Below are 22280 nucleotides of genomic sequence, written 5' to 3'. Positions count from 1 at the left end.
AACCCAGACAGCCTTACGCCAGTAAGGCTCCTTACGGGTGTAAGGTTGACTTACGCTCGTAAGGCTGTCAACCCGCTCACACTCCGGAGCCGTCGTGCCGCCACCACCGCAACCGCTCAGCAGAGGCCTCGTGCTGGAAGCCGCGATCCGGGTCGCGGATCGCGGCGGCGTGGAGGCGATCACGATGCGCCGGGTGGCGCAGGAACTGGGCGTGGAGGCGATGTCGCTCTACCACCACGTGCCGAACAAGGACGCCATCCTCGACGGCGTGGTCAACACGGTGTTCGCGGCGATCGAGCTGCCCGGGGCCGAACGCGGCGATTGGCGCGATGCGATCCGTACGCGTGCCTTCTCCGCACGCGCGGTCCTGTCGCAGCACAGCTGGGCTCTCGGGCTCATGGACTCCCGTCGCGATCCGGGGCCGGCGACGCTGCGTCATCACGACGCCGTCCTGGGCGTCCTGCGGGAGGCGGGGTTCACGCTGGCGATGGCCGCGCACGCCGTCTCGCTCGTCGACAGCTACGTCTACGGGTTCGTCCTGCAGGAGGCGAGCCTGCCGGTGACGACGCCGGACGATGTCGAGGAAGTGGCCGGCGGCATCCTGCGGCGGCTGCCGGCGGAGGAGCTGCCGTACCTCGCCGAGATGATCCGCGACCACGCCCTGCGTCCGGGCTACGACTACACCGGCGAGTTCGGCTACGGCCTGGACCTGATCCTGGACGCCCTCGAAGCCCGGAGGGCCCCTCACCCGGGTGCACGCGACACGGCGTGCGCGGAAGGATCCACGATGTGAGATCCAGGGGCAGCGGTCGAGGGCCTCGGAGCACGGTGGGATCCGTCCTCCGCGGCCCTGCGGACCTTCGGTCAGTTGTTGGCGATGAAGTCGGCGACCAGCCGGTTGAACTCGTCGGCGTGCTCGATCATCGCCCAGTGCCCGCAGCGGTTGAGCAGCACCAGCCGGCTGTTCGGGATGTTGGCCAGCAGGTACAGCGAGGTCTCGAACGACACGACGCGGTCGTCGCGGCCGTGGATGAGCAGGGTCGGCACCTGGATCGAGGGCAGCAGGTCGGGCTTGACCCACTTCGGCAGCGGGGCGCCCTTCGGCAGGCCGTCCACGTAGTTGCGCAGGTGGTCGGGGCGGGCGAGGGCGGCGTCCGAGCGCGCCTGGCACAGTTCGGGGGTGGCGAACCGGGCCTTGTCGTAGACCATGATCTCGACGAGCCGGCGCATGTTCTCCGGGCTCGCGTCCCGGTAGGCCTCGATCAGCACCTTCAGGCCCTCGGACGGGCCGTCGCCGGCGCCGAAGAGCGTGGGGATCCGGCCGACCGGCGGGCCCATGGTGATCAGGTGCGAGATGCGATCGGGGTGCTCGGTGGCCAGCCGCAGCGAGGTCTGCCCGCCCATCGAGTTGCCGACGAACGCGGCCTTGTCGATGCCGAGGGCGTCCAGGAACTGGATCGCCGCCTCCACGTGGTCGAGCCGGTCCACGGTCGCCGGGTCCGACTCGCCCCAGCCGGGCATGTCGACGGCGTACACGTGGAAGTGCTCGGCCAGCGCCTCGATGTTGCCGGCGAAGTTGCTCCAGCCCGTCGCGCCCGGTCCGCTGCCGTGCAGCAGCACGACCGGATGGCCGGAGCCGGCCTCGTAGTAGCGCAGCTCCCAGTCGGCGGTGCGGACGGTGCGCGCGATGTCCTTGGCGTCGAGTGCCATCAGTGGTCCTCCCCGTTCGGTGTGGGCGCGTCGGCCAGCAGCCCGGCGACGACGCCCGGGGGACGGTGGCCCCAGCTGTGCAGCTTGTCGAGCGTCTTCACCTCCCACGTCTCGTCGTCGATGATCAGCCCGCCCCAGCCGTACTCGACACTGAAGCCCGAGGGGGTGAAGACGTAGAAGCTGAACATGTGGTCGTTCGGGTGCATCCCGAGGGTCATCTCGAACGGCTGCCCGGCGTCCATGCAGCGGTCGTAGGCCAGGCCGACGTCGCGGATGTCGGTCACCTCGACCATGAAGTGGTGGCTCTTCTTCGGCGAGGGCAGCTCGCCGAAGGCCACGGTGTGGTGGCGGCCGTTGCAGTGCAGGAAGATCAGGTCGGCGACCACGCCGGGGGCGAGCTCCTCGACGATGATGTCGCTGATCTTGAAGCCGAGCAGGTCGATGTAGAAGTGCAGGTAGGTCTCGCGGGTGACGCCGTGCGCCAGGAGGACCTGGTGGCCCGCGCCGCCGGCGCCCGTCACGAACCCGCCGAGCAGCTTCGCCGACTCGAACGGCGTGGCGGCGTCGGCCAGCCCGGTGACCAGCTCGACCCGGTTGCCCATGGGGTCGGCGGTGACGAGGACGCGCTCCACCTTGCGGGCCGCGGCCAGGGCGTCGTCGCCCTCGGTGACCTCGACGCCGGCCGCGCGCAGCTTCTCGACCAGCGCGTCGAGCGCGGCGGCGTCGGAGACCTCGTAGCCGGTGGCCACCAGGTCGTCGGCGGGGCCGCCGGTGACGATCCAGCGGTGGGCCTTCTCGTCGGTGCGCAGGGTGAACCCGCCGTCGATCTTCTCCCCGACCTGCATCCCCAGCAGCTCGACGGCGAAGTGCTCCCAGTCGGCCAGGTCGCCGACCTCGTAGACGACGTAACCGAGTTCCTTGACTCCGGACATGTCTTCCTCTCCTCAGGTGGACGATTCAGGCGGGTACGGCCAGGCCGCTGACGTCGGCCGCGGCGACGAACTTGTCGGGACGGACCGCCACGGCGCGGACGCCGTACCTGCGCAGCCACGGCAGCAGGACCTCGTCGAGGTCGACCAGCTCGTCCGGGCCCTGCGTGTAGGCGGTCTTCGGCCGTACGGCGAGGTAGCGCGCGCCGAGCGCGTCCCATCCGGCCTTCTCCTGCGCCGTCAGCAGCGTCGAGGGGTCGACGTCGTCGCCGAGCAGCACGAACCCGTCGCCGAGCAGGTCGTCCAGCCGCGCCATCCGGCCGGTGGTGTCACCGGCGACCGGCTGGGGGACCATGCGGCCGACGATGCTGGCGTCGCCCAGCGGCCCCCTGATCCATCCGCCCGCCAGCACCGGCGGCGCGGTGAGCGGCGGCTCGTACGGGGTGACCGTGTCCTGCGGGACCGCGTTCATCGCGGCCTGCTCCTCCTCCGACAGCTCCTGCTTGATGACCCGTCCGAGCTGGACCGCGAGCCCGGTGTAGAAGGCGGTGTTCGGACGCCGTTCGGCCTCGTAGGTGTCCAGCCAGCTGTCGGGCAGCTCGCCCTTGAGCACACGGGCGAGCTTCCAGCCCAGGTTGTGGGCGTCGCGCATGCCGGACTGCATGCCGGCGCCGGCCCACGGCGGCATCAGGTGGGCCGCGTCCCCGGCCAGGAACACCCGGCCCGTGCGCCAGGTGTCGCACATCCGGACGTGGTGCTTGTAGAAGGCGTGCCGGTGGATCTCGACGTCGTCCTCGGTGACGCCCAGGGCCTTCAGCAGCGGCCAGACCTCGGCGCTGGTCGGGTAGTTCGCGGGGGTCTCGTCCGGCTTGAGGGGGATCTCCCAGCGGTGGTTGCCGGCGGACAGTGCGATGTCGACGACCGGCCGCTCCTTGTCGGACCAGAAGGTCAGGAAGTCGCGGTCGGGCCACCAGCGCTTGACGCGGCAGTCGATGACGACCCAGGTGACGTCGTTGGTGTCGCCCACCAGGCGGCAGCCCAGCTCGCCGCGGGTCGTGCTGCCGCCGCCGTCGGCGGCGATCGCGTAGCGGGCGCGGGTGGTGCGCGTGCGGCCGGTCGCGGTGTCGGTCGAGGTGACGGTGACGCCGTCGGCGTCCTGGGCGACGCCGGTGACCTCGGTGCCGTAGTGGACGGTGATGCGGTCGCCGTGGTCCTGCGCGGCCGCGCGCAGCTCGGTCTCCATGGTCGGCTGGTAGATGTTGTAGAAGCGCGCCTTGCGGCCCAGGGTCGAGGGCGGATGCTCGATCCGCATGATCTCCCGGCCGTCGTAGGTGACCCAGCGCAGGGCCCGCTGGGGATCGATCTTCTTCTCGATCCGCTCGTCGATGCCGAGGTCCTGGAAGATCCGCATCGTCCAGTCGTTGACGGTCACGGCCCGTGCCCGGGGGTGGATGTCCGTGTCACGTTCCAGGGCGACGGCGGACACGCCGTACCTGGCCAGGGTGAGGGCGGCGATCACGCCGGTCGGGCCGTACCCGATGATCGCGACGTCCGCGTCGTAGCTGTCGGTCATGCGCTGACTCCGTTCTCGGCCGCACATGCTCGATGCGGCACTTTTGGACCAAACGTTCGGTCCAATTGTGAGGAGACTAACAACGACCTGCGGCAACGTGTCAAGAGGTGGCCCGAACGAGTTCTGATCCGGCCCTGACCGGCGGATGGACGAGCCTCCCTCCCGGGGTCCCTAGACTTCGGCAGGTGGAGAAGAGCACGCAGGTGGCGCAGGCCGGAAACAGCCGCGGCCGCCGGTCCCGGCAGGAGATCCTCGACGCGGCCGCCCGGGTGATGTCCGTACGCGGCTACGCCGGCACGTCGATCTCGACGCTCGTCAAGGAGACGGGCCTGCCCAAGAGCGCCTTCTACCACCACTTCGAGTCCAAGGCGGGGCTGCTGTCGGCCGTCATGGCCCAGGGGGCGCAGGGCTTCTTCGACGCCATGCGCGACGCCCACCGCGACCCGCCGCCCGGCGGCACCCCCCGCGAGCGGCTGGGCTGGTACCTGCGCAGGACCGGCGAGGTCTTCGTGCACCGGGAGGAGTTCCTGCGCCTGCTGCTCGTGCTGGTGATGAGCAACGAGGCCGCCGAGGCGCCGGAGGCGACGCAGACCGTGATCGAGGTCCGCGAAGAGGGCCGCGACCTCATGCGGCACATGATCCGATCGTCGTTCGCCGGGGAGGGGGAGGACGCCGCGAACGCGGTCGCGGACGCCCTCGCCCACTTCGGCATGGCCGGCTTCGACGGCGCGTTCGTCTCCCTCCAGTCCGGGGACGGCAAGCCGATCGCGGAGTTCATGGAGCAACTCGCCGACGCCATCGTGGCGATGGGCCAGGCACTGCTCGCCGGCCGCTGAGGTCTCCCTGTGCGGCCGGGCGCGAGCGTCAGGCGGACCGCTGGTCCCGCTCGCTGACGAGCGTGAGGGCGATGTCGACGATCATGTCCTCCTGCCCGCCGACCAGCCGGCGGCGACCGCACTCCATGAGGATGTCGCGGACGTCCACGCCGTACCGCGCGGCGGCCGACTCGGCGTGGCGGAGGAAGGACGAGTAGACGCCGGCGTACCCCAGCGTGAGGGTCTCCCGGTCGACCCGCACCGGACGGTCCTGCAACGGGCGGACGATGTCGTCGGCGGCGTCCTGGAGCTGGAACAGGTCGCACCGGTGCTCGAAGTCCGACAGGTCCGCGACCGCGATGAACGCCTCCAGCGGGCAGTTCCCCGCCCCGGCGCCGTGACCGGCCAGCGAGGCGTCCACGCGGCGCACGCCGTTCTCGACCGCGACGACGGAGTTGGCGACCGACAGCGAGAGGTTCTCGTGGGCGTGGATGCCGATCTCCGTCCCCGGGTCGAGGACGTCGCGGTACGCCCGCACCCGCGCGGCCACGTCGTTCATGGTGAGCCGGCCGCCGGAGTCGGTGACGTAGACACAGTGGGCGCCGTAGGACTCCATGAGCTTGGCCTGCCGGGCCAGCTCCTCCGGCGGGGCCATGTGGGAGAGCATCAGGAAGCCGGACACGTCCATGCCGATCTCGCGCGCCGCGGCGATGTGCTGGGCGGAGATGTCGGCCTCGGTGCAGTGCGTGGCCACCCGGACGGATCGCACGCCGAGCTCGTGGGCGCGCTTCAGCTCGTGGACGGTGCCCACCCCGGGCAGCAGCAGCGTGGTGAGGCGGGCGTTGACCAGCACCGACGCCGCCGCCTCGATCCACTCCCAGTCCGTGTGCGAGCCGGGACCGTAGTTGAGCGAGCCGCCGGCCAGGCCGTCGCCGTGCGCGACCTCGATCGCGTCGACGCCTGCCCGGTCGAGCGCCGTGATGATGCGCTTGACGTCCTCCAGGCCGATCCGGTGGCGAACGGCGTGCATGCCGTCGCGAAGCGTGACGTCCTGGACGAAGATCGGGGTGCCCATCAGAGGTCCGCCTTCCCTGCCGCGATGCGTTCCGCCACCCGCAGGGCGGCGGAGGTCATGATGTCGAGGTTGCCGGCGTAGGCCGGAAGGTAGTGCGCGGCCCCCTCGACTTCGAGGAAGACCGACACCTGGTGGGTGGGCCGCGCGGCCCCGGCGGCCAGGAGCGTCCCGACCGGCTGTTCGGCGGGGATCTCGGTGATCTGCACCTGCTGCTTGAGCCGGTAGCCGGGCACGTAGGCGGCCACGTCGGCGACCATCTTCTCCACCGACCGGCCGATCTCCTCGCGCGCGGCCGGGTCCGGCGCGGCGACGAGACACAGGACCGTGTCCCGCATGATCAGCGGCGGGTCGGCGGGGTTGAGGATGATGATCGCCTTGCCGCGGCGCGCCCCGCCGATCTGCTCGATGGCGGCCGAGGTGGTCTCGGTGAACTCGTCGATGTTGGCCCGGGTGCCCGGACCGGCCGACTTCGACGCGATGGACGCGACGATCTCGGCGTACTCGACGGGCGCCACCCGGTTGACGGCGGCGACGATCGGGATCGTGGCCTGACCGCCGCAGGTGACCATGTTCACGTTCGGCGCGTCGAGGTGCTCGTCGAGGTTGACGGCGGGGACGACGTAGGGGCCGATCGCCGCCGGGGTCAGGTCGATCAGCCGCTTCCCGAACGGGGTCAGCCGGGCGGCGTTCACCTCGTGCGCCTTGGCCGAGGTCGCGTCGAAGACGATCTCGATCTCCTCGAAGCCCGGCAGCGCGATCAGCCCGTCCACGCCCTCGTGGGTCGTCGGGACGCCGAGCCGGGCGGCGCGGGCCAGGCCGTCCGAGGCGGCTTCGATGCCGACCATGGCCCCCATCTCCAGATGGCGGGCCCCGCGCAGAACCTTGATCATCAGGTCGGTGCCGATGTTGCCCGAGCCGATGATCGCGACCTTCGTCCTGCTCATGATGCTGCTCCTTCGGTGAAGCCGGCCGTCACCGTGCCGAGGCCGGACAGGGTGGCGGTGACGGTGTCGCCGGCGGTGACCGGCCGCATGGGGCCGAGCGCGCCGGACAGGACGACCTGCCCGGCGCGCAGCGGCTCGCCGAGGTCGCGGGCGGTGCGCGCCAGCCACACGACCGCCTCGATCGGGTCGCCCAGACAGGCCGCGCCGGTGCCGGTGGAGACCTCCTGGCCGCCGATGCTCATGGACATCACGACGTCCACCGGTTCGAACTCCTCCAGGGTGCGGCGCTCGGTCCCGAGCACGTAGGCGCCCGCGGAGGCGTTGTCGGCGACCGTGTCGCCGAAGGAGATGTCCCATCCGGCGATCCGGCTGCCGCAGATCTCCAGCGCGGCGACGCCGTACTCGACGGCGTCCCGGACCTGCCGGGCGTCGAGGGGGCCGTCGGCCAGGTCGGAGCCGAGCACGAACGCGATCTCCGCCTCCGCCCTCGGCTGGAGGACCCGTCCGGCCGGGATCACGGCGCCGTCGGCGTAGGCCATGTCCTCGAACAGGACGCCGAAGTCCGGCTGGTCGACGCCGAGCTGCCGTTGCACCGCCTCGGACGTCAGGCCGATCTTGCGGCCGGTGATCCGGGCGCCGGCGGCGAGGCGGGCCGCGGTGAGCGCGGCCTGCACGGCGTACGCGGCGGCCAGGTCGTCACGGCCGATCAGATCCCGCACGGGAGCGCACGGCACGCCGGACGCGGCCGCCCGCGTGAGCCGCCCGGCCGCGGCGGCTATGTCGGACGGCCCGGCGGCTGCCGCTCCGATGGTTTCGTTCATACCCCCACTGTGCAGGCAGGACGGCACCGCAACCAGCACATCGTCTCGCTCAGCGATACGCTGTGCGGGTGACGGAAAGGGCGGATCTCGACACCGTGCTGGGCAAGGCGGTGACGATCCTGCGCGCCTTCCGGCCCGAGGACCGGGTCGTCGGGCTCGCCGAGCTGGTACGGCGTACCGGCCTGCACAAGGCGACCGTCCACCGGCTGGCCGGAGATCTGGTCGCCAACCGGCTGCTCGACCGCGCCGACGGCGGCTACCGGCTCAGTGGCGGCCTGTTCGAGCTCGGCATGCTCGCCTCGCTGGAGCGCAGCCTGCTCGAACTGGCGATGCCGTTCCTCCAGGATCTCTACGAACGCACCCACGAGACCGTCCACCTCGGGGTGCGGGAGGGCCACGACGTCGTCTACGTGGCCAAGATCGGCGGCCACCGCCAGGCCAGGGCCCCCTCGCGCACCGGCGGCCGCATGCCGCTCCACTGCACCGCGATCGGCAAGGCGCTGCTCGCCTACGCCGACCCCGGCCTGCGGCGCGACGTGCTGACCGGCCCGCTCGAACGACGTACCCCGCACACCGTCGTCGCGCCGAGCATCCTGCGCGCCCAGTTGCGGCGCGTCGCGGAGACCGGCGTCGCGTTCGAGGCGGAGGAGTCGGCCGTCGGGCTGCTGTGCGTCGCCGCGCCGGTGCTGGGCCGCGGCGACGAGCCGCTGGCCGCGATCAGCGTGGCCGGGCCGACCGGCAGGTTCCGGCCCGAGGGCCACGCCACCGCGGTACGCGCGGCGGCGGCCGCGCTCGCCAGCACCCTCAGCCGCCGCGACCTCCTCCGGTGACCCGGCGGACCCTGCGGTGACCCGGCGCCCCGAAAGCGCACGGGCTCAGAGGGCGTAGGTGATCGAGTCCGCCGCGGCCGTGAGCGCGGCGACGAGCGGCTTGATCTGCTTGGGGGAGTAGCGGACGCTGGGCATCGAGACCGACAGCGCCGCCCAGGTCGCGCCGTCGCGGCCCTTCACCGGGCATCCGACGGCGACCACCCCCCGCTCGGTGCGTTCGAGGTTGAGCGCGACCCCGCTGCGCCGCACGGACCGCAGGTCGCGCCGCAGCCGCACAAGATCCGGCAGCTCCTCGGCCGGATCGCCGCGATCGTCGGCGGCATAGAGGAGCTCCAGCTCCTCGTCCGACAGCGCCGCCAGCGTCACCAGGCCGCCGGTGGCCTGGTGGGCCGGGAAGACCATCCCCTCGCGGCTGCCCACCCGCAGCGCCTGCCCGCACTCGACCGAGGCGATGAAGCGCACGTTGCGGCCGGTGCGGATGCTGAGGTTCACCGTCTCGTCGATGCGGTCCACCAGCGCCCGCATCGCCCCCAGGGCCGCCGCGCGCAGCGCGCCGACGTCGGACCGGGCGCGCTCGGCCAGAGCCAGGACGGGGCCCACCCGGTAGCTGCGGTCTTCGTTCTGCACCGCGAAATCGCGGTACACCAGCGCGGTCAGCAGCCGGTGGGCCGTCGAGCGGGCCACGCCCAGGCGCTCGGCCGCGGCCGAGACCGTCACCACGCCGTCGAGCTGGAGGATCTGCGCCAGCTGGAGGGCATGGTCGACGCTGCTCGGCGCGTAGGCGGGCGGGGTCTTCATGGGCTTCGCCATGGGACCGATCCTCGCACACAATTCCGTCCTGCAGAATCCTCTTTTCCGGATCCGTCATCTCCACGGATAGTCGGGGCCATGCCCCATGTGAACGCAGGCAGGTCGCCGGTCAGGCTCGCCGCTGTGGACCGGCCGGACCAGCCCTCCCTCAGCCCCGACCTGGAGGACCTCTACCGAGGCTTCGAAGAGGCGCTGCTCGTCCCGTTGTGGACCGAGATCGGAGACCTGATGCCGCCGCACCCGCGCTCCAGCGCGCAGTCGCACCGGTGGGACTGGAACACGCTGCTGGGCCTCGCCGGCCGCGCCGGGGAACTGGTCCCGGTCGGCCGCGGCGGCGAGCGCCGGGCGATCGCGCTGGCCAACCCGAGCCTGGGCGGCAAGCCCTACGCGACGCCGACCCTGTGGGCCGCGATCCAGTACCTGATGCCGGGCGAGAACGCCCCCGAGCACCGGCACACGCAGAACGCCTTCCGCTTCGTCGTCGAGGGCGAAGGGGTGTGGACGGTGGTCGAGCGCGACCCGGTGCCGATGCGCAGGGGCGACTTCCTGCCCCAGCCCGGCCTGCACTGGCACGCCCACCGCAACGCGGCCGACACCCCGATGGCCTGGATCGACGGTCTCGACATCCCCTTCCAGTACGGCGTCGAGGCGCAGTTCTTCGACTTCGGCCGGGACACCCTCAGCGAGGAGGAGCACGCCACCCCCGACCGCTCCCGCTCGCAACGCCTGTGGGGACACCCCGGCCTGGCGCCGGTCTCGCAGCTGCGCCGGCACGAGGGCACGCCCCTGCTCTGCTACCGCTGGACCGACACCGACGCCGCGCTGGCCGACCAGCTCGCGCTGGAGCGGGAGGGACACCCCGGCACGATCGAACCCGGCCACGCCCTGGTCCGCTACACCGACCCGACGACCGCGGGCGACGTGCTCCCGACGATCCGGGCGCAGTTCCACCGGATCGTGCCGGGCGTGGAGACCGCGCCGTACCGGGAGACCGGCTCGTCGGTCTACCAGGTCTTCGACGGGTCCGGCCAGGTCACCGTCGGCGACGTGTCCTGGCAGGTCACCCGCGGGGACCTCTTCGTCGTGCCGTCCTGGCAACCGCTGTCGATCCGCTCGGAGGCGTCGGGCTCCGACTCCGACTCCGGCGCGCTCGACCTGTTCCAGTTCAGCGACGCCCCGATCTTCACCAAACTCAACCTGTTCCGCAGCCACACCGAGGAGGGCGGCCGATGAAGCTCGCCACCGTCCGTCTGGACGACCACCGCACCGCCGCCGTCCGCGTCGAGGGAGACCAGCTCGTCGAGGTGGGGCACCCCGACGTCGGCGCGGTGCTGGCCGCGCCCGGCGGTCTCCGGGCCGCCGCGACCGCCGACGGCCCCCGGCACGCGCTGGACGGAGCCGACCTCGCCCCGGTCGTGCCGCGGCCGAGCAAGGTCGTCTGCGTCGGGCTGAACTACCAGAACCACATCAAGGAGATGGGCCGCGACCTGCCCGAGTACCCGACGCTCTTCTCCAAGTTCGCCGACACCCTCATCGGCGCCACGGACGAGATCCGGCGTCCGGCCGAGACCGGGCAGTTCGACTGGGAGGCCGAGCTCGCCGTCGTCATCGGCCGGCAGACGCGCCGCGCGGACGAGGAGCAGGCGGTCGCCGCGATCGCCGGGTTCACCGTGCTCAACGACATCACCTGCCGGGACTGGCAGTTCCGGACCCGGGAATGGTTGCAGGGCAAGAACTGGGACTCCACCACCCCGCTCGGCCCGTTCCTCGTCACCGCGGACGAGACCGGCCCGCGTCCGGCGCTCGACATCCGATGCGAGGTCGACGGCCAGGTGATGCAGTCGGACAACACCGGCGACCTGCTCTTCGACCCGGTCGCCCTGGTCCGCTACGTCTCGACGATCGTCCGGCTCAACCCGGGCGACGTGATCGCGACCGGCACGCCGGGCGGCGTCGGCCACGCGCGCAAGCCCCCGGTCTTCCTGAAGGGCGGCGAGGTCGTCGTGACCGAGATCGAGTCGCTGGGCAGGCTGGAGAACCGCGTCGTGCGAGAGGGCGACTGATGCCGCGCGACCTGGCCGCCACGCTCGCCTGGGCCGACGCCGGGACCGCGCTGTGCGCCTCGGCGATCGCCGGCCTGTCGGAGGAGGAGTACGGCGCCGCGTCGGCTCTGCCGGGCTGGACGCGCAGGCACGTCGTGGCCCACCTGGCGGCGAACGCCGAGGCGATCGGCAACCTGGTCCGGTGGGCGCGCACCGGCGAGGAGAGCCCGATGTACGCCTCGCCGCAGGAGCGCGCCGCCGGGATCGAGCGAGGCGCCCTGCTCGGCGCCGGCGAGCTGACCCGGTGGTTCACCGAGTCCGCCGCGACCCTGGGCGCCGCGATGGCGGCACTGCCCGAGCAGGCGTGGCGGGCCGAGGTGGTGACCGCCCAGGGGCGGACCGTGCCGGCGAGCGAGACCCCGTGGATGCGCGCCCGGGAGGTCATGGTGCACACGGTGGACCTCGCGACCGGGCTCACCTTCGCCGACCTGCCCGGCGACTTCCTGCGGGAGCTGCGGGACGACATCCGCGCCAAGCGGGGCCACGACGCCGTGCCCGACGTCCGGGGATCGCTGGCCGACGTGACCGCCTACCTGGCCGGACGCCCGGCGAGCGGCGTGACCGCCGCCGACGGCGGCCCCCCACCGACCCTGCCTCCATGGCTGTGACGAAAGAGGACCCCATGGACAGCTTCCCCTCCACCCGCGCCGACGTGATCGTCGTCGGGGGCGGCATCGGCGGCCTGTCCGCCGCGCTCGCCCTGGTCCGCCAGGGGCTGCGGGTCAGGGTGTACGAGGCGGCCTCCGCGTTCGGCGAGGTCGGCGCGGGACTCCAGCTCGCCCCGAACTGCACCCGCATCCTGGATCGTTTCGGGCTGCTGGAGGAGGCGGCCGCCCTCGGCGTGCTGCCCGAGACCATGGTCATGAAGGACGCCGTGGACGCCGGCGAGCTGACCCGGCTCGACCTCCGCGACGTCGAACGCCGCTACGGCTACCCGTACCTGGTGATGCACCGCAGCGACCTGCACGGCATCCTGCTGCGCGCCTGCGAACGCGCGGGCGTCGAGCTGCTCACCGACGCCCGCTGCACGTGGTACGGCAACCTCGACGGCGGCGCCCGCCTGCGCTTCGCCGACGGCCGCGCGGACGAGGCGGACGTGGTGATCGCCGCCGACGGGCTGCACTCGGTCGCCCGCGAACTGCTGGTCCAGGACGAGCCGGTGAGCTCCGGGTACGTCGCCTACCGCTGCGCCGTGCCGTACGAGCAGGTGGCCGGCAACGACGTCCACGACAAGGACGTCGTGGTGTACATCGGCCCGCGCTGCCACTTCGTGCAGTACCCCCTGCGGGGCGCGCGGACGTTCAACCAGGTCGCGGTGTTCGAGTCGCCCAAGGCGCTGGCCGGCGAGGACGACTGGGGAACCCCCGACGAGCTGGACGCGGCGTTCGCGGGCACCTGCGACCAGGTCCAGAAGGGGTTGCCGCTGATGTGGCGCGACCGCTGGTGGCGGATGTTCGACCGCGACCCGATCATGTCCTGGGTCACCGGCCGCATCGCGCTGCTCGGCGACGCCGCGCACCCGCCCCTGCAGTACATGGCACAGGGCGCGATCATGGCGATCGAGGACGGCTGGGTGCTCGGCGAGCACGTCGCCGCCCAGCGCGCCGAGGGCGGCCCGGACGTGGACTGGGACCGGACGCTCGCCGCCTACCAGGCGGTACGGCCCGAGCACTGCCGCCGCGTGGTGACCACCGCGCGGGCGTGGGGCGCCTTGTGGCACCTCGACGGCCTTGCCAGGCTGCAGCGCAACGCCCTGCTGCGGGACCGCGACGTCCTCGACTACTCGTTCGTCGACTGGATCTTCGGTCCGACGGCGTTGACCCCCGAGGACGAGCCGCAGATGTTCCGCCCGATCCCGCTCGACACCGCCGTTCTGTGACCGCCGCCCGGTGACCGACCTCGTGCGGGAGGTCGATGACCCGGGCGGCTGTCTCAGCGCAGGTCGGGTCGCTTGCCCGGTCTCACCGTTTCGGCCGGAAGTAGTGCCTGACCATGTAGGCGGTGACCTGGGCGCCGATCCTGGCGCCCTGCACGTCCGCCGTACGGGTGTGGATGCCACCCCAGATGCGGGCCTCGACGACCTCGGCCAGGGCGTGGGAGAAGCCGCGGAAGTTCCTGGTGGTGCCCGAATCGGCGCTGTATCCGCTGAAGGGGATGTCGTCCCTGCCGAAGAAGGCGGTCAGCGCCGACATGCTGGCCGCCGTGAAGCAGGTGTGCCCGGAGGTGTAGTCGGGGTGCGGCGGGGTGACGAGCAGCGGCGTCCAGTCCGGGTCGGCCACGGTGGTGGGGTTGCCGTCGGTGTCGCCCAGGCGGATCGCGGTGATCGGCCGCCAGAAGGCCCACGCCGCCTTCTCGTTGTAACAGGCGGTCGTGGCGTCGGCCTCGGACAGGTCGACCATCGCGAACATCCGGGCCGCCTGAAGGGTGTTCAGCCGCCGCGTCGTGGCGAGCTGGCGTTTGATCTCCCATTCGGCCAGGCGCCGGTCGTGCCAGTAGATCGCGGCCTCCGTCTGGTCCTGCGTCCTGACCGTGCTGCCGGCCGCGCCGATCCGCTTGAGCTCGTTGAAGTCCCTGGCGTAGCGGGCGCTGGTGAGCGCGGGCGGGCCCGACGTGCGGAACATCGACGCGCTGGGGATGAGGAACGGCTTGAGCTCGCCGACCCAGGCCCCGTCCGAGGCGTTCGTGGGCGGCGTCGGCCGCCACCGGCCGGGCTCGGTGCCGGTGGGCCAGGTCTGGTCGCCGAACGCCCCGTCGTTCTCCCTGGCGGCGATCATCGCGGCCGCCGCCTGGTCGCCCACGGCGATGCCGCGTCGTCTCGCGCGGCCGTCGGCGATCGTGGCCAGGTATTCGTCGTACTGGGTCGTCAGTCGTGCCTGCTGGGCCGGGAAGAGCTTGTTCAGCACGCGGAAGGCGGCGGTGGCGACGGCGGCCTCCGCCGACTCCCCGCCGTCGGCCCGGGGAGCGATCAGGTACGGCTGGTAGGGGGTGCCGGCGATCGCGTTCACCGCGTCGTAGACGGCTCCGTGGACCATGGCGAAGCTGCGGGCCTGGACCTGCGGTTGCTGGCCGGCGACGTCCCAGATGGCGGTCTGGGCGTTGCGGTCCCAGACGATGACGGCGTTCGGCGGCGGTTGGGTGACCGACGCGTACGCGGTTGATGAGCCCGTTCCCGCCGGGATGCCGGCGGCGATGACGAGGACGGCCAGCCATCGTACGATGACCGGCCGTCGCCTACCACGTGATTGAGGCATTCGAGCAAATTACTATGCCCCTCGACGCCGGTTAAGTGACGCGATGAGCGAAAACTCGATAACGACACATCCGAAACGCCGGCGCAGCTCACTCGCGGGGCGCCAGGCCGTTCCTGAAGGCGTAGGTGACCGCCTGGGCCCGGTCGCGTACGCCGATCTTGGCGAACAAGTTGTTGATGTGGCTCTTCACGGTGGCCTCGGAGATGAACAGGCGGGCCGCGATCTCGGCGTTGGAGCAGCCTGCCGCGATCAGCTCCAGCACCCCGCCCTCCCGCTGGGTGAGCCCGTCGGGGAGGGGACGGGAGCCGCCCCCACACCGATCCGGCGGCAGCGATGGGGCCGGGGCCCGGCCCGCGCTGTACCCGCGGCGAGAACGGCGTCCGCCCCCCTGCCACCCCGCACACGGCCTGGGCCAGGGACTCGGCGTCGGTGTCCTTGGTGAGATAGCCCCGGGCGCCGGCGCTCAGGGCGGCGAACACCAGCTCGTCGTCGCAGTACGTCGACAACACCACGACCTCGGTGGCGGGCCGCGCGGCACGGATGCGGCGGGTCGCCTCGACGCCGTCGAGCAGCGGCATCCGTAGATCCATCAGCACCACGTCGGGCAGCAGTTCGGCCGCCATGCGCACCGCCTGCAGGCCGTCGCCGGCCGTGCCGACGACCTGGACCCGGGGCACGAGCTCAAGCAGCACCAGCCCCTCGCGCACCACCGTCTGGTCGTCGACCACCAGCACCCGAACGCTCATGACGGCACCCGCAGCAGCACGGTGAACCCGTCCTCCTGGGCGTGGGTGGTGAGCGTGCCGCCGATGAGCGCGGCCCGTTCGCGCATGCCTGCTCCCATGCGTCCGCCGGGGCCGTTGCCGGAGGCTGGCGACCATGACAGTCATCCGCGTCGAGCACGTCAGCAAGTCGTACGGGAAGGTCGCCGCCGTCGACGACCTGTCCTTCGAGACTCCCCCCGGCGCCGTCACCGCCTTCCTCGGGCCCAACAGGGCGGGCAAGACGACCACACTGCGCATGATCCTGGGCCTGGTCGCCCCCGACTCGGGCCGCGCGACCGTCGGCGGCCGGCCGTACCGCGACCTCGACCAGCCGCTCCGGCAGGTCGGCGCGGTGCTGGAGGCCACCGGCTTCCATCCCGGTCTCACCGCGCAGGCGCACCTGAGGGCCGTCGCCGTCGCGGCCGGGCTCGACGAGGCGCGGGTCGGGCAGGTGCTCGAACTCGTCGACCTCGCGCAGGCCGGGCCCAGAAGGCTGCGCGGGTTCTCACTGGGCATGCGGCAGCGGCTCGCCCTGGCCACCGCCCTGCTCGGCGAACCCGGGCTGCTCGTCCTGGACGAGCCGGCCAACGGGCTCGACCCGGCCGGCATCCGGTGGTTGCGCGGGTTCCTGCGGGCGTACGCCATGGACGGCAACAGCGTGCTGCTCTCCAGCCACGTGCTGGCCGAGGTCGAGCAGATCGCCGACCACGTGATGATCGTCGCGGCCGGCCGCCTGCGGTGGAGCGGTCCGCTCAGGACCGGGGCCGGCCTGGAGGAGCTCTACCTGGAGGTGACCGGATGACCCCCCTCGGCCCGCCGGTCGGCGGCAGGACGGCGCGGCTCGTCCGCGCGGAGCTGTCGAGGGCCCGCGCGAACCGTGCCACCTGGGTCCTCGCCGCGATCGCCCCCGCGTTCTGCGTGTCGTGGGCGGCCCTCGTCGCCATGTCGTCACCGGCCCCGCCGCCGGGGAACGTCTACGGCATGGCCCAGCAGGCCTACGTCTTCACCCTGATCCTGGGCGTGCTGGGCATGTCCGGCGAGTTCCGGCATCAGACCATCGGCTGGTCCTTCCTCGTCACACCACGCAGAGGGGCCGTGGTGACGGCGAAGCTGCTGGCCTACGGCCTGGTCGGCCTGGCGGTGGCCGTGGTGTCGGCGCTGACCACGCTCGCGGCGGGCGCGGCGCTGCTGGCCGTCAGGGGACTGCCGGTGACGGGCCCCGACGTGCTGCCGTCCCTCGCGGGCGGGGTGCTCGCCACGGCCGGGTACGCGGTGTTCGGGGTCGCGCTGGCCGTGCTGATCAGGAACCAGCTCGCCGCCGTCGTCCTGGCGGCCCTGATCTTCCTGTACGGCGACTACCTCCTGACCTGGCTGGCTCCCGGCGTCTATCCCTGGCTTCCGACGGGGGCGGCCAGGGCGCTCGGCGGCCTGCGACCGGACACCGCGGACCTGCTGCCCGCCTGGGGCGGGGGTTGTTGTTCGCCGGCTACGTGGCGGTCGTCGTGCTGGTCGCCGGGCTCGTCACGCTCCGGCGCGACGTCACCTGAGCCGGCGCGGCGGCGGCCTGGAAGGTGTGACGGTACGCCTGCGGCGAGACCCCGATCGCGGCGTGCAGATGTTGACGCAAAGACGCGGCGGTGGCGAATCCCACCTGGTGGGCGACCAGTTCGACGGGCAGGTCGCTGGACTCCAGGAGCTCCCGTGCCCGGCCGACCCGCTGCTGGGTCAGCCACCGCCCCGGACTGATCCCGGCCTCGTCCTGGAAGCGGCGGGCGAAGGTGCGCAGGCTCATCCGGGCGTGTGCGGCGAGGTCGGTCAGCGTCAGCGGTTCGGCCAGCCGTTCGAGCGCCCATTCCCGCGTCGCGGAGGTCCCCGCCGCGGACGGCTCGGGCACGGGCTGTTCGATGTACTGCGCCTGGCCGCCGTCCCGCCACGGCGGCACGACGCACCGGCGCGCGACGTGGTTGGCCAGCCGGCTGCCGTGGTCCTTGCGTATGAGGTGCAGGCAGACGTCCACACCCGACACGGCGCCGGCCGAGGTGAGGATGTCGCCGTCGTCGACGAAGAGCACCTCCGCGTCGAGGGTCACCCGGGGGAACAACGCGCTGAACCGGGCCGCCTGGTTCCAGTGCGTCGTGACCCGGCGGCCGTCGAGCAGCCCCGCCGCCGCGAGCGCGAACGCCCCGGTGCAGATGGACACGACCCGGGCGCCCGCCGGGATCTGCCGGAAGGCGTCCGCCACCTGAGGGGGCAGCCGCGCCGAGTCGGGAGCCGACGCGTACGGCGGGACGACCACCGTGTCCGCCGTGGCCAGGAGCTCCGGACCGTGCTGGGTGCTGATCGTGAAGTCCGCGCTCGTGCGCACGGCACGGCCCTCGACCGCGCAGGTGAGCACCTCGTAGAGGTCGGGCGCGGTGCCGAAGACCCGCTGCGGGATGCCGAGCTCGAACGGATAGACCCCGTCGAGCGCCAGGACGACCACACGATGCATGGCATGATCCTATCGACGAATGACATTTCTGCCACTCCCGGCGGACGGCCGGACCCAGCAGGCTGAGCGCATGAACGACATCACCACCATGCGTGCCGTCAGCCAGGACGTCGTCGGCGGCCCCGAGGTGCTCAAGGAGATCCGGCTGCCGCGTCCGGCGGCCCGGGCGGGCGAGATTCTGGTGCGGGTACGCGCCGCCGGCGTCAACCCGACCGACTGGAAACACCGCGCCATCCCCGGCCTCATGCTCGGCGAGCCGCCGTTCGTCCTCGGCTGGGACGTCTCCGGGGTGGTCGAGGCCACCGGCCTCGGGGTCACCCTCTTCAAGCCGGGTGACGAGGTGTTCGGCATGCTGCCGTACCCGCACGGAGCCGGTTCGCACGCCGAATACGTCACCGGCCCCGCGCGCGCCTTCGCGCCCAAGCCCGCGGCCGTCGACCACGTGCAGGCCGGCGCCTTGCCGCTGGCCGCCCTCACCGCCTGGCAGGCCCTCGTGGACACCGCGCGCGTCGAGGCCGGGTGGCGGGTGCTGATCCACGCGGCCGCCGGCGGCGTCGGCCACCTCGCCGTGCAGATCGCCAAGGCCCGCGGGGCGTACGTGATCGGCACCGCCGGCGCCCCCAACCACGACTTCCTGCGCGCCCTGGGCGCCGACGAGGTCCACGACTACCGCACCACGGACCTCGCCGAGGCCGTCCGCGACGCCGACGTCGTCCTGGACGCCCAGGGCAGCGATCACGCCATGGGCTCTCTGCGCAGCCTGCGCGCGGGCGGTCTCCTGGTCTCCCTGCGCCTCGACGACGGCACCCGGGCGCTCGCCCGGGAAGCGGCCCGCCTCGGCGTGCGGGCGGAGGTCATGCTGGTGCAGGACGACCACGCCGGGATGCTGGCCATCGCCCGGCTCGTGGCCGACGGCCGGTTGCGCGCGGAGATCGCCGGCACCTTCGAACTGGCGGACGCGGCGAAGGCCCACGCACTCGGCGAGACCGGCCACACCAGGGGGAAACTGGTCCTCACCGTGCAGTAGCCCCGCCCTCCGGCGGCGCCGGACTGCGCGGCGAGCTCGGCGCATGCCGCGTGCGACGACGCGACGTCAGGTATGAACGGTGAATCCCCCGAACCCGCCGAAGTCGCCGCCGCCCGGGTAAGTCGGGTAGCTGCCGCCCGAGGACGTCGAGGAGGAACGCTGCGGGGCCGACCTGGCCCGCTCCTCCTCCCATTCGGCGTGTCGCGCGCGGTCCCGTTCGAGTTCGGCGGGGTCGCTCAGGTCCTTGACGTCAAGCCTGAACCAGTCGTCGACCAGGGCGAAAAGCGACGGAGAAGGCGCAGGGGCCATCGGCAGCCCCCGTGGGGTCGTGCCGGAAGGCGGCAGCCGCGCGGTGATGGCCGCCAGCTCCCCGTCGGCGGCGTGGACCGAGTCCGGATGCCAGTCCACCCGGTGCAGGTCGCGGCGTTTCTCCTTCGCCGCTTCGATGACGTGCTGAAGGCTCACCGGTCGGCCGGTCGGGGCGGGACCCGCCTCGTCCGTTCGTGCGATGCGGAACTCGTCCGGTCCGGAGGGCGTCAGATACCACGCTTCCCGCTGCTGCCACCTAAACAGCCGGGAGAACTGCGCGCCCATCCGCAGATGCGTTCTCGACGTCTCCTCGATCTGGGCGCGCACCTCGTCGTGCACCGGCCGGTACCGGTCGGAGGCGCGTGCCAGACGGTCATGCCCGTCCATCAGCGTCGACCGCCATCGCTCGAAGCGTCTCCGCGTCCGCCGGGACGACAGTGCGATGCGATGGCCGTAGTCGCACCATGCGTGGCTGACCTGCCTGACCACCTCGTTGAGTTCGGTGAGGTATACGACGGCGGCCTCCTGCCACCGGTCGAGATCGCCCTGGTCCGCCGCCAGATGGGTGACGCCCGACCGCTCGACCAGCGACGGTCGATGGTGGGACGACTCCGGTGTGAGGAGGGTGGGCGCCGGTTCGGGGCCGTCCGATCCGGGACGCACCGGCACGCGCAGGAGCAGGTCCGCGTTCCACCCGAGTTCCACCTTCTCGGCGGAGGCGACGTACAGGTCGCACAAGGTCGACTGTCGCGTCTCGAAGATCGGCGGGAACCATTCCGGCGACGGGCGGCAGTGCCACACGAACGTGGACGGCACCTGCCACCGCGTGTCGAAGATGGAGATGTGCTCGGAAGCGTTCGAGGGGTCCCGTTCCGTCAGATGGACTTCCTGGCTCTCGTAAAGGGCGACGGGGGCGTGCGGGTCCACCGCTCTCTGCGACGTGGAGCACGCGAAGAGCGGCTCCTCGTACGGCGTGCGCTGCTGGAACGGCAACAACCACATGACCCGCGCGTCCTGCTCACCTTGCTCCCGCGCGATGGACAACTCGTGGATCCGGCGTCGCTCTTTCCGCATGTCCCGTATCCCTCCTGACCGCGTGCCGACGGAGAAGCCGCCAGATCGAATGATGCCGCGGCCGTTCAGGCCGTGTGTATACCCGCGTAGAAGGCGCGGGCGGCCAGGGTGATCCACTCGGGGCGTTCCCAGGTGGTCCAGCGGGCGCGGGCCTGTTCGCCGATCTTCGCGGCCGTCTCGTCGGCGGAGAGTCCGGCCGCGTGCAACCGTGAAGCCTCCGCGTACACGTAGTCGAGGTAGTCGCGGACGTCGCGGATCAGGGAGACGCCGGCCACCTCCCCATGGCCGGGCACGACGACCTCGGGGCCGCGGGCGATCAGATCGTCGAGCACGCCTATCCATCCGGGGCCGTCCACGTCCACGTCGTACGGCGGGAAGTACGGCGCGATCGGGAAGATGCGGGTCTCCATCAGGTCGCCGCCGAACAACACCCGGTCGTCGATGACGACGACCTGGTCGGAGCCCGTGTGCGCCGGCCCGACCGCCAGCAGCGTCGCCGTGCGCCCACCCAGGTCGATCTCGGCCTGACCTTCGTAGACCAGGTCGGGATCGACGAGTTCCACGCCTTCGAGCTCGGCCGCCGCGGCGGCGCTCAGCCCCTTGAACATCTCGACGTAGGCGGCGCCCTTGCGGTGCAGCTCCGCGCGCTGGGAGGCGTTGTAGACGATCGTCGCGGCACCCTTGAACGCCTGCGCCCCGAACCCGTGCTCGGGGTGGAAGTGCGTGACGGTCAGGTACAGGCGCCGGTCGCCCGCCAGGCGCCGGGCCTGCTCCAGGACGTGGGCGCCGTTGCGGCGGCCCATGCCGGTGTCGATGACCAGCGCGGAGTGCTCGCCCACGACGATGCCGACGTTCGGGACGAGCTCGACGCGGTTGTCGGGGATGACGTACACGCCGTCGGACACCTCGACGGGCTCGCCGCGCACGATCGGCGGCGGGCTGGTCCGGACGTCGGGAAGGTCGCTCAGGTCGGGGGACGCGTTCGGCGTCACATCGGCGGGGCACATGATCCGGCTCCAATCTGAACAGTGTTGAGATGCTGGCGAGCGTAGCAGAGATCTGATCAGTGTTAAGATCGGGCGATGGCGAAAGGGCGATACCACCACGGCGACCTGCGCAGCGCGCTGCTGGACGCCGCCGAGGCTCTCGTACGCGAGCGCGGCGTCGACGGCTGGTCCCTGCGCGAGGCCTCGGCCCGCGTCGGCGTCAGCCCCAGCGCCGCCTACCACCACTTCGCCTCGCGCGACACGCTGGTGCGCGCCCTGTCCGAGCGCACGCTCGCCTGGCTCGGGGAGCGCCTGCGGCACGACTGCGAACGAGCGCCCGGCCAGGCCGACGACCCGCAGCGGCGGCTGATCGCCCTGGGGCGCGGCTATGTGAGCTGGTCGCTCGACGACCCGGCCGTCGCCCGGCTCGTGCTGCGCGGCGCCGCCACCGCCCCCGACTCCGCCATCTCCCCCCACCCGCACGACGTCCTCACCGCGGAGCTCGACCGGCTCGCCGACGCCGGCGGCCTGCCGGGGGCCGCCCGCGAGGGGGCGGAGTTCGTGGTGTGGGCCGCGCTGCACGGGCTGGCCGTGCTGCTGGCCGACGGCCTGATCCACTTCGACGACCCGCACGCGGTCGAGCTCCAGACCGGGCGCGTGGTCCGTGCCACGCTCAACGGCCTGGCCCAGGAGGCGTCGCACCCGGCGGACCGCCCCGCGGCCCGCTCGGCTCACACCGAGCGCCTGGCCCGCCGTCCTCGCGGCTGAC

Annotated in this window: 23 protein-coding genes and 1 pseudogene; 10 read left to right on the top strand and 14 right to left on the bottom strand. The window is 72.3% G+C overall.

The window, feature by feature from the left end; translation table 11 throughout:
• Positions 1–130 precede the first annotated feature (130 nt).
• Complete coding sequence (locus ACIA8R_RS30750; protein WP_397041583.1) at positions 131–793, top strand: TetR/AcrR family transcriptional regulator; 663 nt, start codon at positions 131–133, stop codon at positions 791–793.
• A 71-nt stretch (positions 794–864) separates the two neighbouring features.
• On the opposite strand, the gene ACIA8R_RS30745 is transcribed toward ACIA8R_RS30750, so the two are convergent.
• The 3 genes from ACIA8R_RS30745 to ACIA8R_RS30735 are packed head-to-tail and all read right to left on the bottom strand — an operon-like array spanning position 865 to position 4212.
• Positions 865–1710: an alpha/beta hydrolase gene (locus tag ACIA8R_RS30745; RefSeq protein WP_357701930.1), complete on the bottom strand. Its 846-nt coding sequence runs from the start codon at positions 1708–1710 to the stop codon at positions 865–867.
• Positions 1710–2642, bottom strand: a complete 933-nt coding sequence (locus ACIA8R_RS30740) for a VOC family protein (protein WP_364093110.1) — start codon at positions 2640–2642, stop codon at positions 1710–1712. Before ACIA8R_RS30740 ends, ACIA8R_RS30745 begins: the two co-directional genes overlap by 1 nt.
• A gap of 25 nt (positions 2643–2667) precedes the next feature.
• Positions 2668–4212, bottom strand: coding sequence for a bifunctional 3-(3-hydroxy-phenyl)propionate/3-hydroxycinnamic acid hydroxylase (locus ACIA8R_RS30735; protein WP_397041582.1), 1545 nt, complete (start codon positions 4210–4212; stop codon positions 2668–2670).
• A 185-nt stretch (positions 4213–4397) separates the two neighbouring features.
• Here ACIA8R_RS30735 and ACIA8R_RS30730 point away from each other — a divergent pair, with 185 nt between their 5' ends.
• Positions 4398–5048 carry a TetR/AcrR family transcriptional regulator gene (locus ACIA8R_RS30730; protein WP_364093119.1) on the top strand — a complete coding sequence of 217 codons (651 nt, stop codon included), beginning with the start codon at positions 4398–4400 and terminating at the stop codon, positions 5046–5048.
• A 28-nt stretch (positions 5049–5076) separates the two neighbouring features.
• On the opposite strand, the gene dmpG is transcribed toward ACIA8R_RS30730, so the two are convergent.
• From dmpG to ACIA8R_RS30715, 3 genes are read right to left on the bottom strand one after another with little or no spacing between them, the layout of a single operon-like run.
• Complete coding sequence (dmpG, locus tag ACIA8R_RS30725) at positions 5077–6102, bottom strand: 4-hydroxy-2-oxovalerate aldolase (protein ID WP_397041581.1); 1026 nt, start codon at positions 6100–6102, stop codon at positions 5077–5079.
• The gene (locus ACIA8R_RS30720; protein WP_397041580.1) at positions 6102–7046 is read right to left on the bottom strand and encodes an acetaldehyde dehydrogenase (acetylating); all 945 of its coding nucleotides are present in this window, start codon (positions 7044–7046) and stop codon (positions 6102–6104) included. Before ACIA8R_RS30720 ends, dmpG begins: the two co-directional genes overlap by 1 nt.
• A complete protein-coding gene (locus ACIA8R_RS30715) occupies positions 7043–7867 on the bottom strand; it encodes a 2-keto-4-pentenoate hydratase (protein ID WP_397041579.1) in 825 nt (274 codons plus the stop codon). The genes ACIA8R_RS30720 and ACIA8R_RS30715 overlap by 4 nt, the downstream gene beginning before the upstream one ends.
• 68 nt (positions 7868–7935) lie before the next feature.
• Between ACIA8R_RS30715 and ACIA8R_RS30710 the strand changes: the two genes are divergently transcribed.
• Complete coding sequence (locus ACIA8R_RS30710) at positions 7936–8697, top strand: IclR family transcriptional regulator (RefSeq protein ID WP_364093130.1); 762 nt, start codon at positions 7936–7938, stop codon at positions 8695–8697.
• Positions 8698–8742: 45 nt separating this feature from the next.
• On the opposite strand, the gene ACIA8R_RS30705 is transcribed toward ACIA8R_RS30710, so the two are convergent.
• On the bottom strand, positions 8743–9507 hold the full coding sequence (locus ACIA8R_RS30705) for an IclR family transcriptional regulator (protein ID WP_397041578.1): 765 nt from the start codon (positions 9505–9507) through the stop codon (positions 8743–8745).
• A 78-nt stretch (positions 9508–9585) separates the two neighbouring features.
• On the opposite strand from ACIA8R_RS30705, the gene ACIA8R_RS30700 reads away from it, so the two are divergent.
• Genes ACIA8R_RS30700 through ACIA8R_RS30685 form a run of 4 tightly spaced genes read left to right on the top strand, consistent with a single transcriptional unit; the run spans position 9586 to position 13488 of the window.
• Positions 9586–10740 (top strand): cupin domain-containing protein, encoded by a 1155-nt coding sequence (locus tag ACIA8R_RS30700; protein WP_397041577.1) that lies wholly within the window; start codon positions 9586–9588, stop codon positions 10738–10740.
• Entirely contained in the window at positions 10737–11570 is an 834-nt protein-coding gene (locus tag ACIA8R_RS30695) for a fumarylacetoacetate hydrolase family protein (RefSeq protein ID WP_397041576.1), read from the top strand. The genes ACIA8R_RS30700 and ACIA8R_RS30695 overlap by 4 nt, the downstream gene beginning before the upstream one ends.
• Positions 11570–12217 (top strand): maleylpyruvate isomerase family mycothiol-dependent enzyme, encoded by a 648-nt coding sequence (locus ACIA8R_RS30690; protein WP_397041575.1) that lies wholly within the window; start codon positions 11570–11572, stop codon positions 12215–12217. Before ACIA8R_RS30695 ends, ACIA8R_RS30690 begins: the two co-directional genes overlap by 1 nt.
• Positions 12208–13488, top strand: coding sequence for an FAD-dependent monooxygenase (locus ACIA8R_RS30685; protein ID WP_397041574.1), 1281 nt, complete (start codon positions 12208–12210; stop codon positions 13486–13488). The genes ACIA8R_RS30690 and ACIA8R_RS30685 overlap by 10 nt, the downstream gene beginning before the upstream one ends.
• Positions 13489–13570: 82 nt before the next feature.
• Here ACIA8R_RS30685 and ACIA8R_RS30680 read toward each other — a convergent pair whose 3' ends face one another.
• The 3 genes and pseudogenes from ACIA8R_RS30680 to ACIA8R_RS30670 form a co-directional block, all read right to left on the bottom strand.
• Positions 13571–14860 carry a vanadium-dependent haloperoxidase gene (locus ACIA8R_RS30680; protein ID WP_397041573.1) on the bottom strand — a complete coding sequence of 430 codons (1290 nt, stop codon included), beginning with the start codon at positions 14858–14860 and terminating at the stop codon, positions 13571–13573.
• 88 nt (positions 14861–14948) lie between these two features.
• Entirely contained in the window at positions 14949–15122 is a 174-nt protein-coding gene (locus tag ACIA8R_RS30675) for a LuxR C-terminal-related transcriptional regulator (protein ID WP_364093148.1), read from the bottom strand.
• Positions 15123–15321: 199 nt separating this feature from the next.
• Positions 15322–15606, bottom strand: a pseudogene (locus ACIA8R_RS30670) (response regulator transcription factor); the annotation flags it as partial.
• A 133-nt stretch (positions 15607–15739) separates the two neighbouring features.
• On the opposite strand from ACIA8R_RS30670, the gene ACIA8R_RS30665 reads away from it, so the two are divergent.
• Positions 15740–16426: an ABC transporter ATP-binding protein gene (locus ACIA8R_RS30665; RefSeq protein WP_397041572.1), complete on the top strand. Its 687-nt coding sequence runs from the start codon at positions 15740–15742 to the stop codon at positions 16424–16426.
• A gap of 316 nt (positions 16427–16742) precedes the next feature.
• Here ACIA8R_RS30665 and ACIA8R_RS30660 read toward each other — a convergent pair whose 3' ends face one another.
• Both ACIA8R_RS30660 and ACIA8R_RS30655 read right to left on the bottom strand, forming a co-directional pair.
• A complete protein-coding gene (locus tag ACIA8R_RS30660) occupies positions 16743–16883 on the bottom strand; it encodes a hypothetical protein (protein WP_397041571.1) in 141 nt (46 codons plus the stop codon).
• 227 nt (positions 16884–17110) lie between these two features.
• Positions 17111–18115 carry a GlxA family transcriptional regulator gene (locus ACIA8R_RS30655; protein ID WP_397041570.1) on the bottom strand — a complete coding sequence of 335 codons (1005 nt, stop codon included), beginning with the start codon at positions 18113–18115 and terminating at the stop codon, positions 17111–17113.
• A gap of 88 nt (positions 18116–18203) precedes the next feature.
• Here ACIA8R_RS30655 and ACIA8R_RS30650 point away from each other — a divergent pair, with 88 nt between their 5' ends.
• Positions 18204–19142: an NADP-dependent oxidoreductase gene (locus ACIA8R_RS30650; RefSeq protein ID WP_397041732.1), complete on the top strand. Its 939-nt coding sequence runs from the start codon at positions 18204–18206 to the stop codon at positions 19140–19142.
• 66 nt (positions 19143–19208) lie between these two features.
• On the opposite strand, the gene ACIA8R_RS30645 is transcribed toward ACIA8R_RS30650, so the two are convergent.
• A complete protein-coding gene (locus ACIA8R_RS30645) occupies positions 19209–20525 on the bottom strand; it encodes a hypothetical protein (RefSeq protein ID WP_397041569.1) in 1317 nt (438 codons plus the stop codon).
• A gap of 65 nt (positions 20526–20590) precedes the next feature.
• The gene (locus ACIA8R_RS30640; protein ID WP_397041568.1) at positions 20591–21532 is read right to left on the bottom strand and encodes an MBL fold metallo-hydrolase; all 942 of its coding nucleotides are present in this window, start codon (positions 21530–21532) and stop codon (positions 20591–20593) included.
• Between the two features lie 75 nt (positions 21533–21607).
• Between ACIA8R_RS30640 and ACIA8R_RS30635 the strand changes: the two genes are divergently transcribed.
• A complete protein-coding gene (locus tag ACIA8R_RS30635) occupies positions 21608–22279 on the top strand; it encodes a TetR/AcrR family transcriptional regulator (protein WP_364093177.1) in 672 nt (223 codons plus the stop codon).
• Position 22280: the final 1 nt, after the last annotated feature.

This window comes from Nonomuraea sp. NPDC051191, from assembly GCF_044455665.1.
Classification (GTDB): domain Bacteria; phylum Actinomycetota; class Actinomycetes; order Streptosporangiales; family Streptosporangiaceae; genus Nonomuraea.
Note: the sequence above shows the minus strand (reverse complement) of the source record. Positions and strands in the feature narration are given on the sequence as shown.

Coding starts and splice junctions, on each gene's coding strand:
- ACIA8R_RS30705 (WP_397041578.1), bottom strand. CDS start 9,507: ATGGCGAAGCCCATGAAGACCCCGCCCGCCTACGCGCCGAGCAGCGTC.
- dmpG (WP_397041581.1), bottom strand. CDS start 6,102: ATGGGCACCCCGATCTTCGTCCAGGACGTCACGCTTCGCGACGGCATG.
- ACIA8R_RS30700 (WP_397041577.1), top strand. CDS start 9,586: ATGCCCCATGTGAACGCAGGCAGGTCGCCGGTCAGGCTCGCCGCTGTG.
- ACIA8R_RS30645 (WP_397041569.1), bottom strand. CDS start 20,525: ATGCGGAAAGAGCGACGCCGGATCCACGAGTTGTCCATCGCGCGGGAG.
- ACIA8R_RS30745 (WP_357701930.1), bottom strand. CDS start 1,710: ATGGCACTCGACGCCAAGGACATCGCGCGCACCGTCCGCACCGCCGAC.
- ACIA8R_RS30715 (WP_397041579.1), bottom strand. CDS start 7,867: ATGAACGAAACCATCGGAGCGGCAGCCGCCGGGCCGTCCGACATAGCC.
- ACIA8R_RS30650 (WP_397041732.1), top strand. CDS start 18,204: ATGCGTGCCGTCAGCCAGGACGTCGTCGGCGGCCCCGAGGTGCTCAAG.
- ACIA8R_RS30720 (WP_397041580.1), bottom strand. CDS start 7,046: ATGAGCAGGACGAAGGTCGCGATCATCGGCTCGGGCAACATCGGCACC.
- ACIA8R_RS30695 (WP_397041576.1), top strand. CDS start 10,737: ATGAAGCTCGCCACCGTCCGTCTGGACGACCACCGCACCGCCGCCGTC.
- ACIA8R_RS30640 (WP_397041568.1), bottom strand. CDS start 21,532: ATGTGCCCCGCCGATGTGACGCCGAACGCGTCCCCCGACCTGAGCGAC.
- ACIA8R_RS30655 (WP_397041570.1), bottom strand. CDS start 18,115: ATGCATCGTGTGGTCGTCCTGGCGCTCGACGGGGTCTATCCGTTCGAG.
- ACIA8R_RS30665 (WP_397041572.1), top strand. CDS start 15,740: ATGACAGTCATCCGCGTCGAGCACGTCAGCAAGTCGTACGGGAAGGTC.
- ACIA8R_RS30680 (WP_397041573.1), bottom strand. CDS start 14,860: ATGCCTCAATCACGTGGTAGGCGACGGCCGGTCATCGTACGATGGCTG.
- ACIA8R_RS30735 (WP_397041582.1), bottom strand. CDS start 4,212: ATGACCGACAGCTACGACGCGGACGTCGCGATCATCGGGTACGGCCCG.
- ACIA8R_RS30690 (WP_397041575.1), top strand. CDS start 11,570: ATGCCGCGCGACCTGGCCGCCACGCTCGCCTGGGCCGACGCCGGGACC.
- ACIA8R_RS30635 (WP_364093177.1), top strand. CDS start 21,608: ATGGCGAAAGGGCGATACCACCACGGCGACCTGCGCAGCGCGCTGCTG.
- ACIA8R_RS30740 (WP_364093110.1), bottom strand. CDS start 2,642: ATGTCCGGAGTCAAGGAACTCGGTTACGTCGTCTACGAGGTCGGCGAC.
- ACIA8R_RS30685 (WP_397041574.1), top strand. CDS start 12,208: ATGGCTGTGACGAAAGAGGACCCCATGGACAGCTTCCCCTCCACCCGC.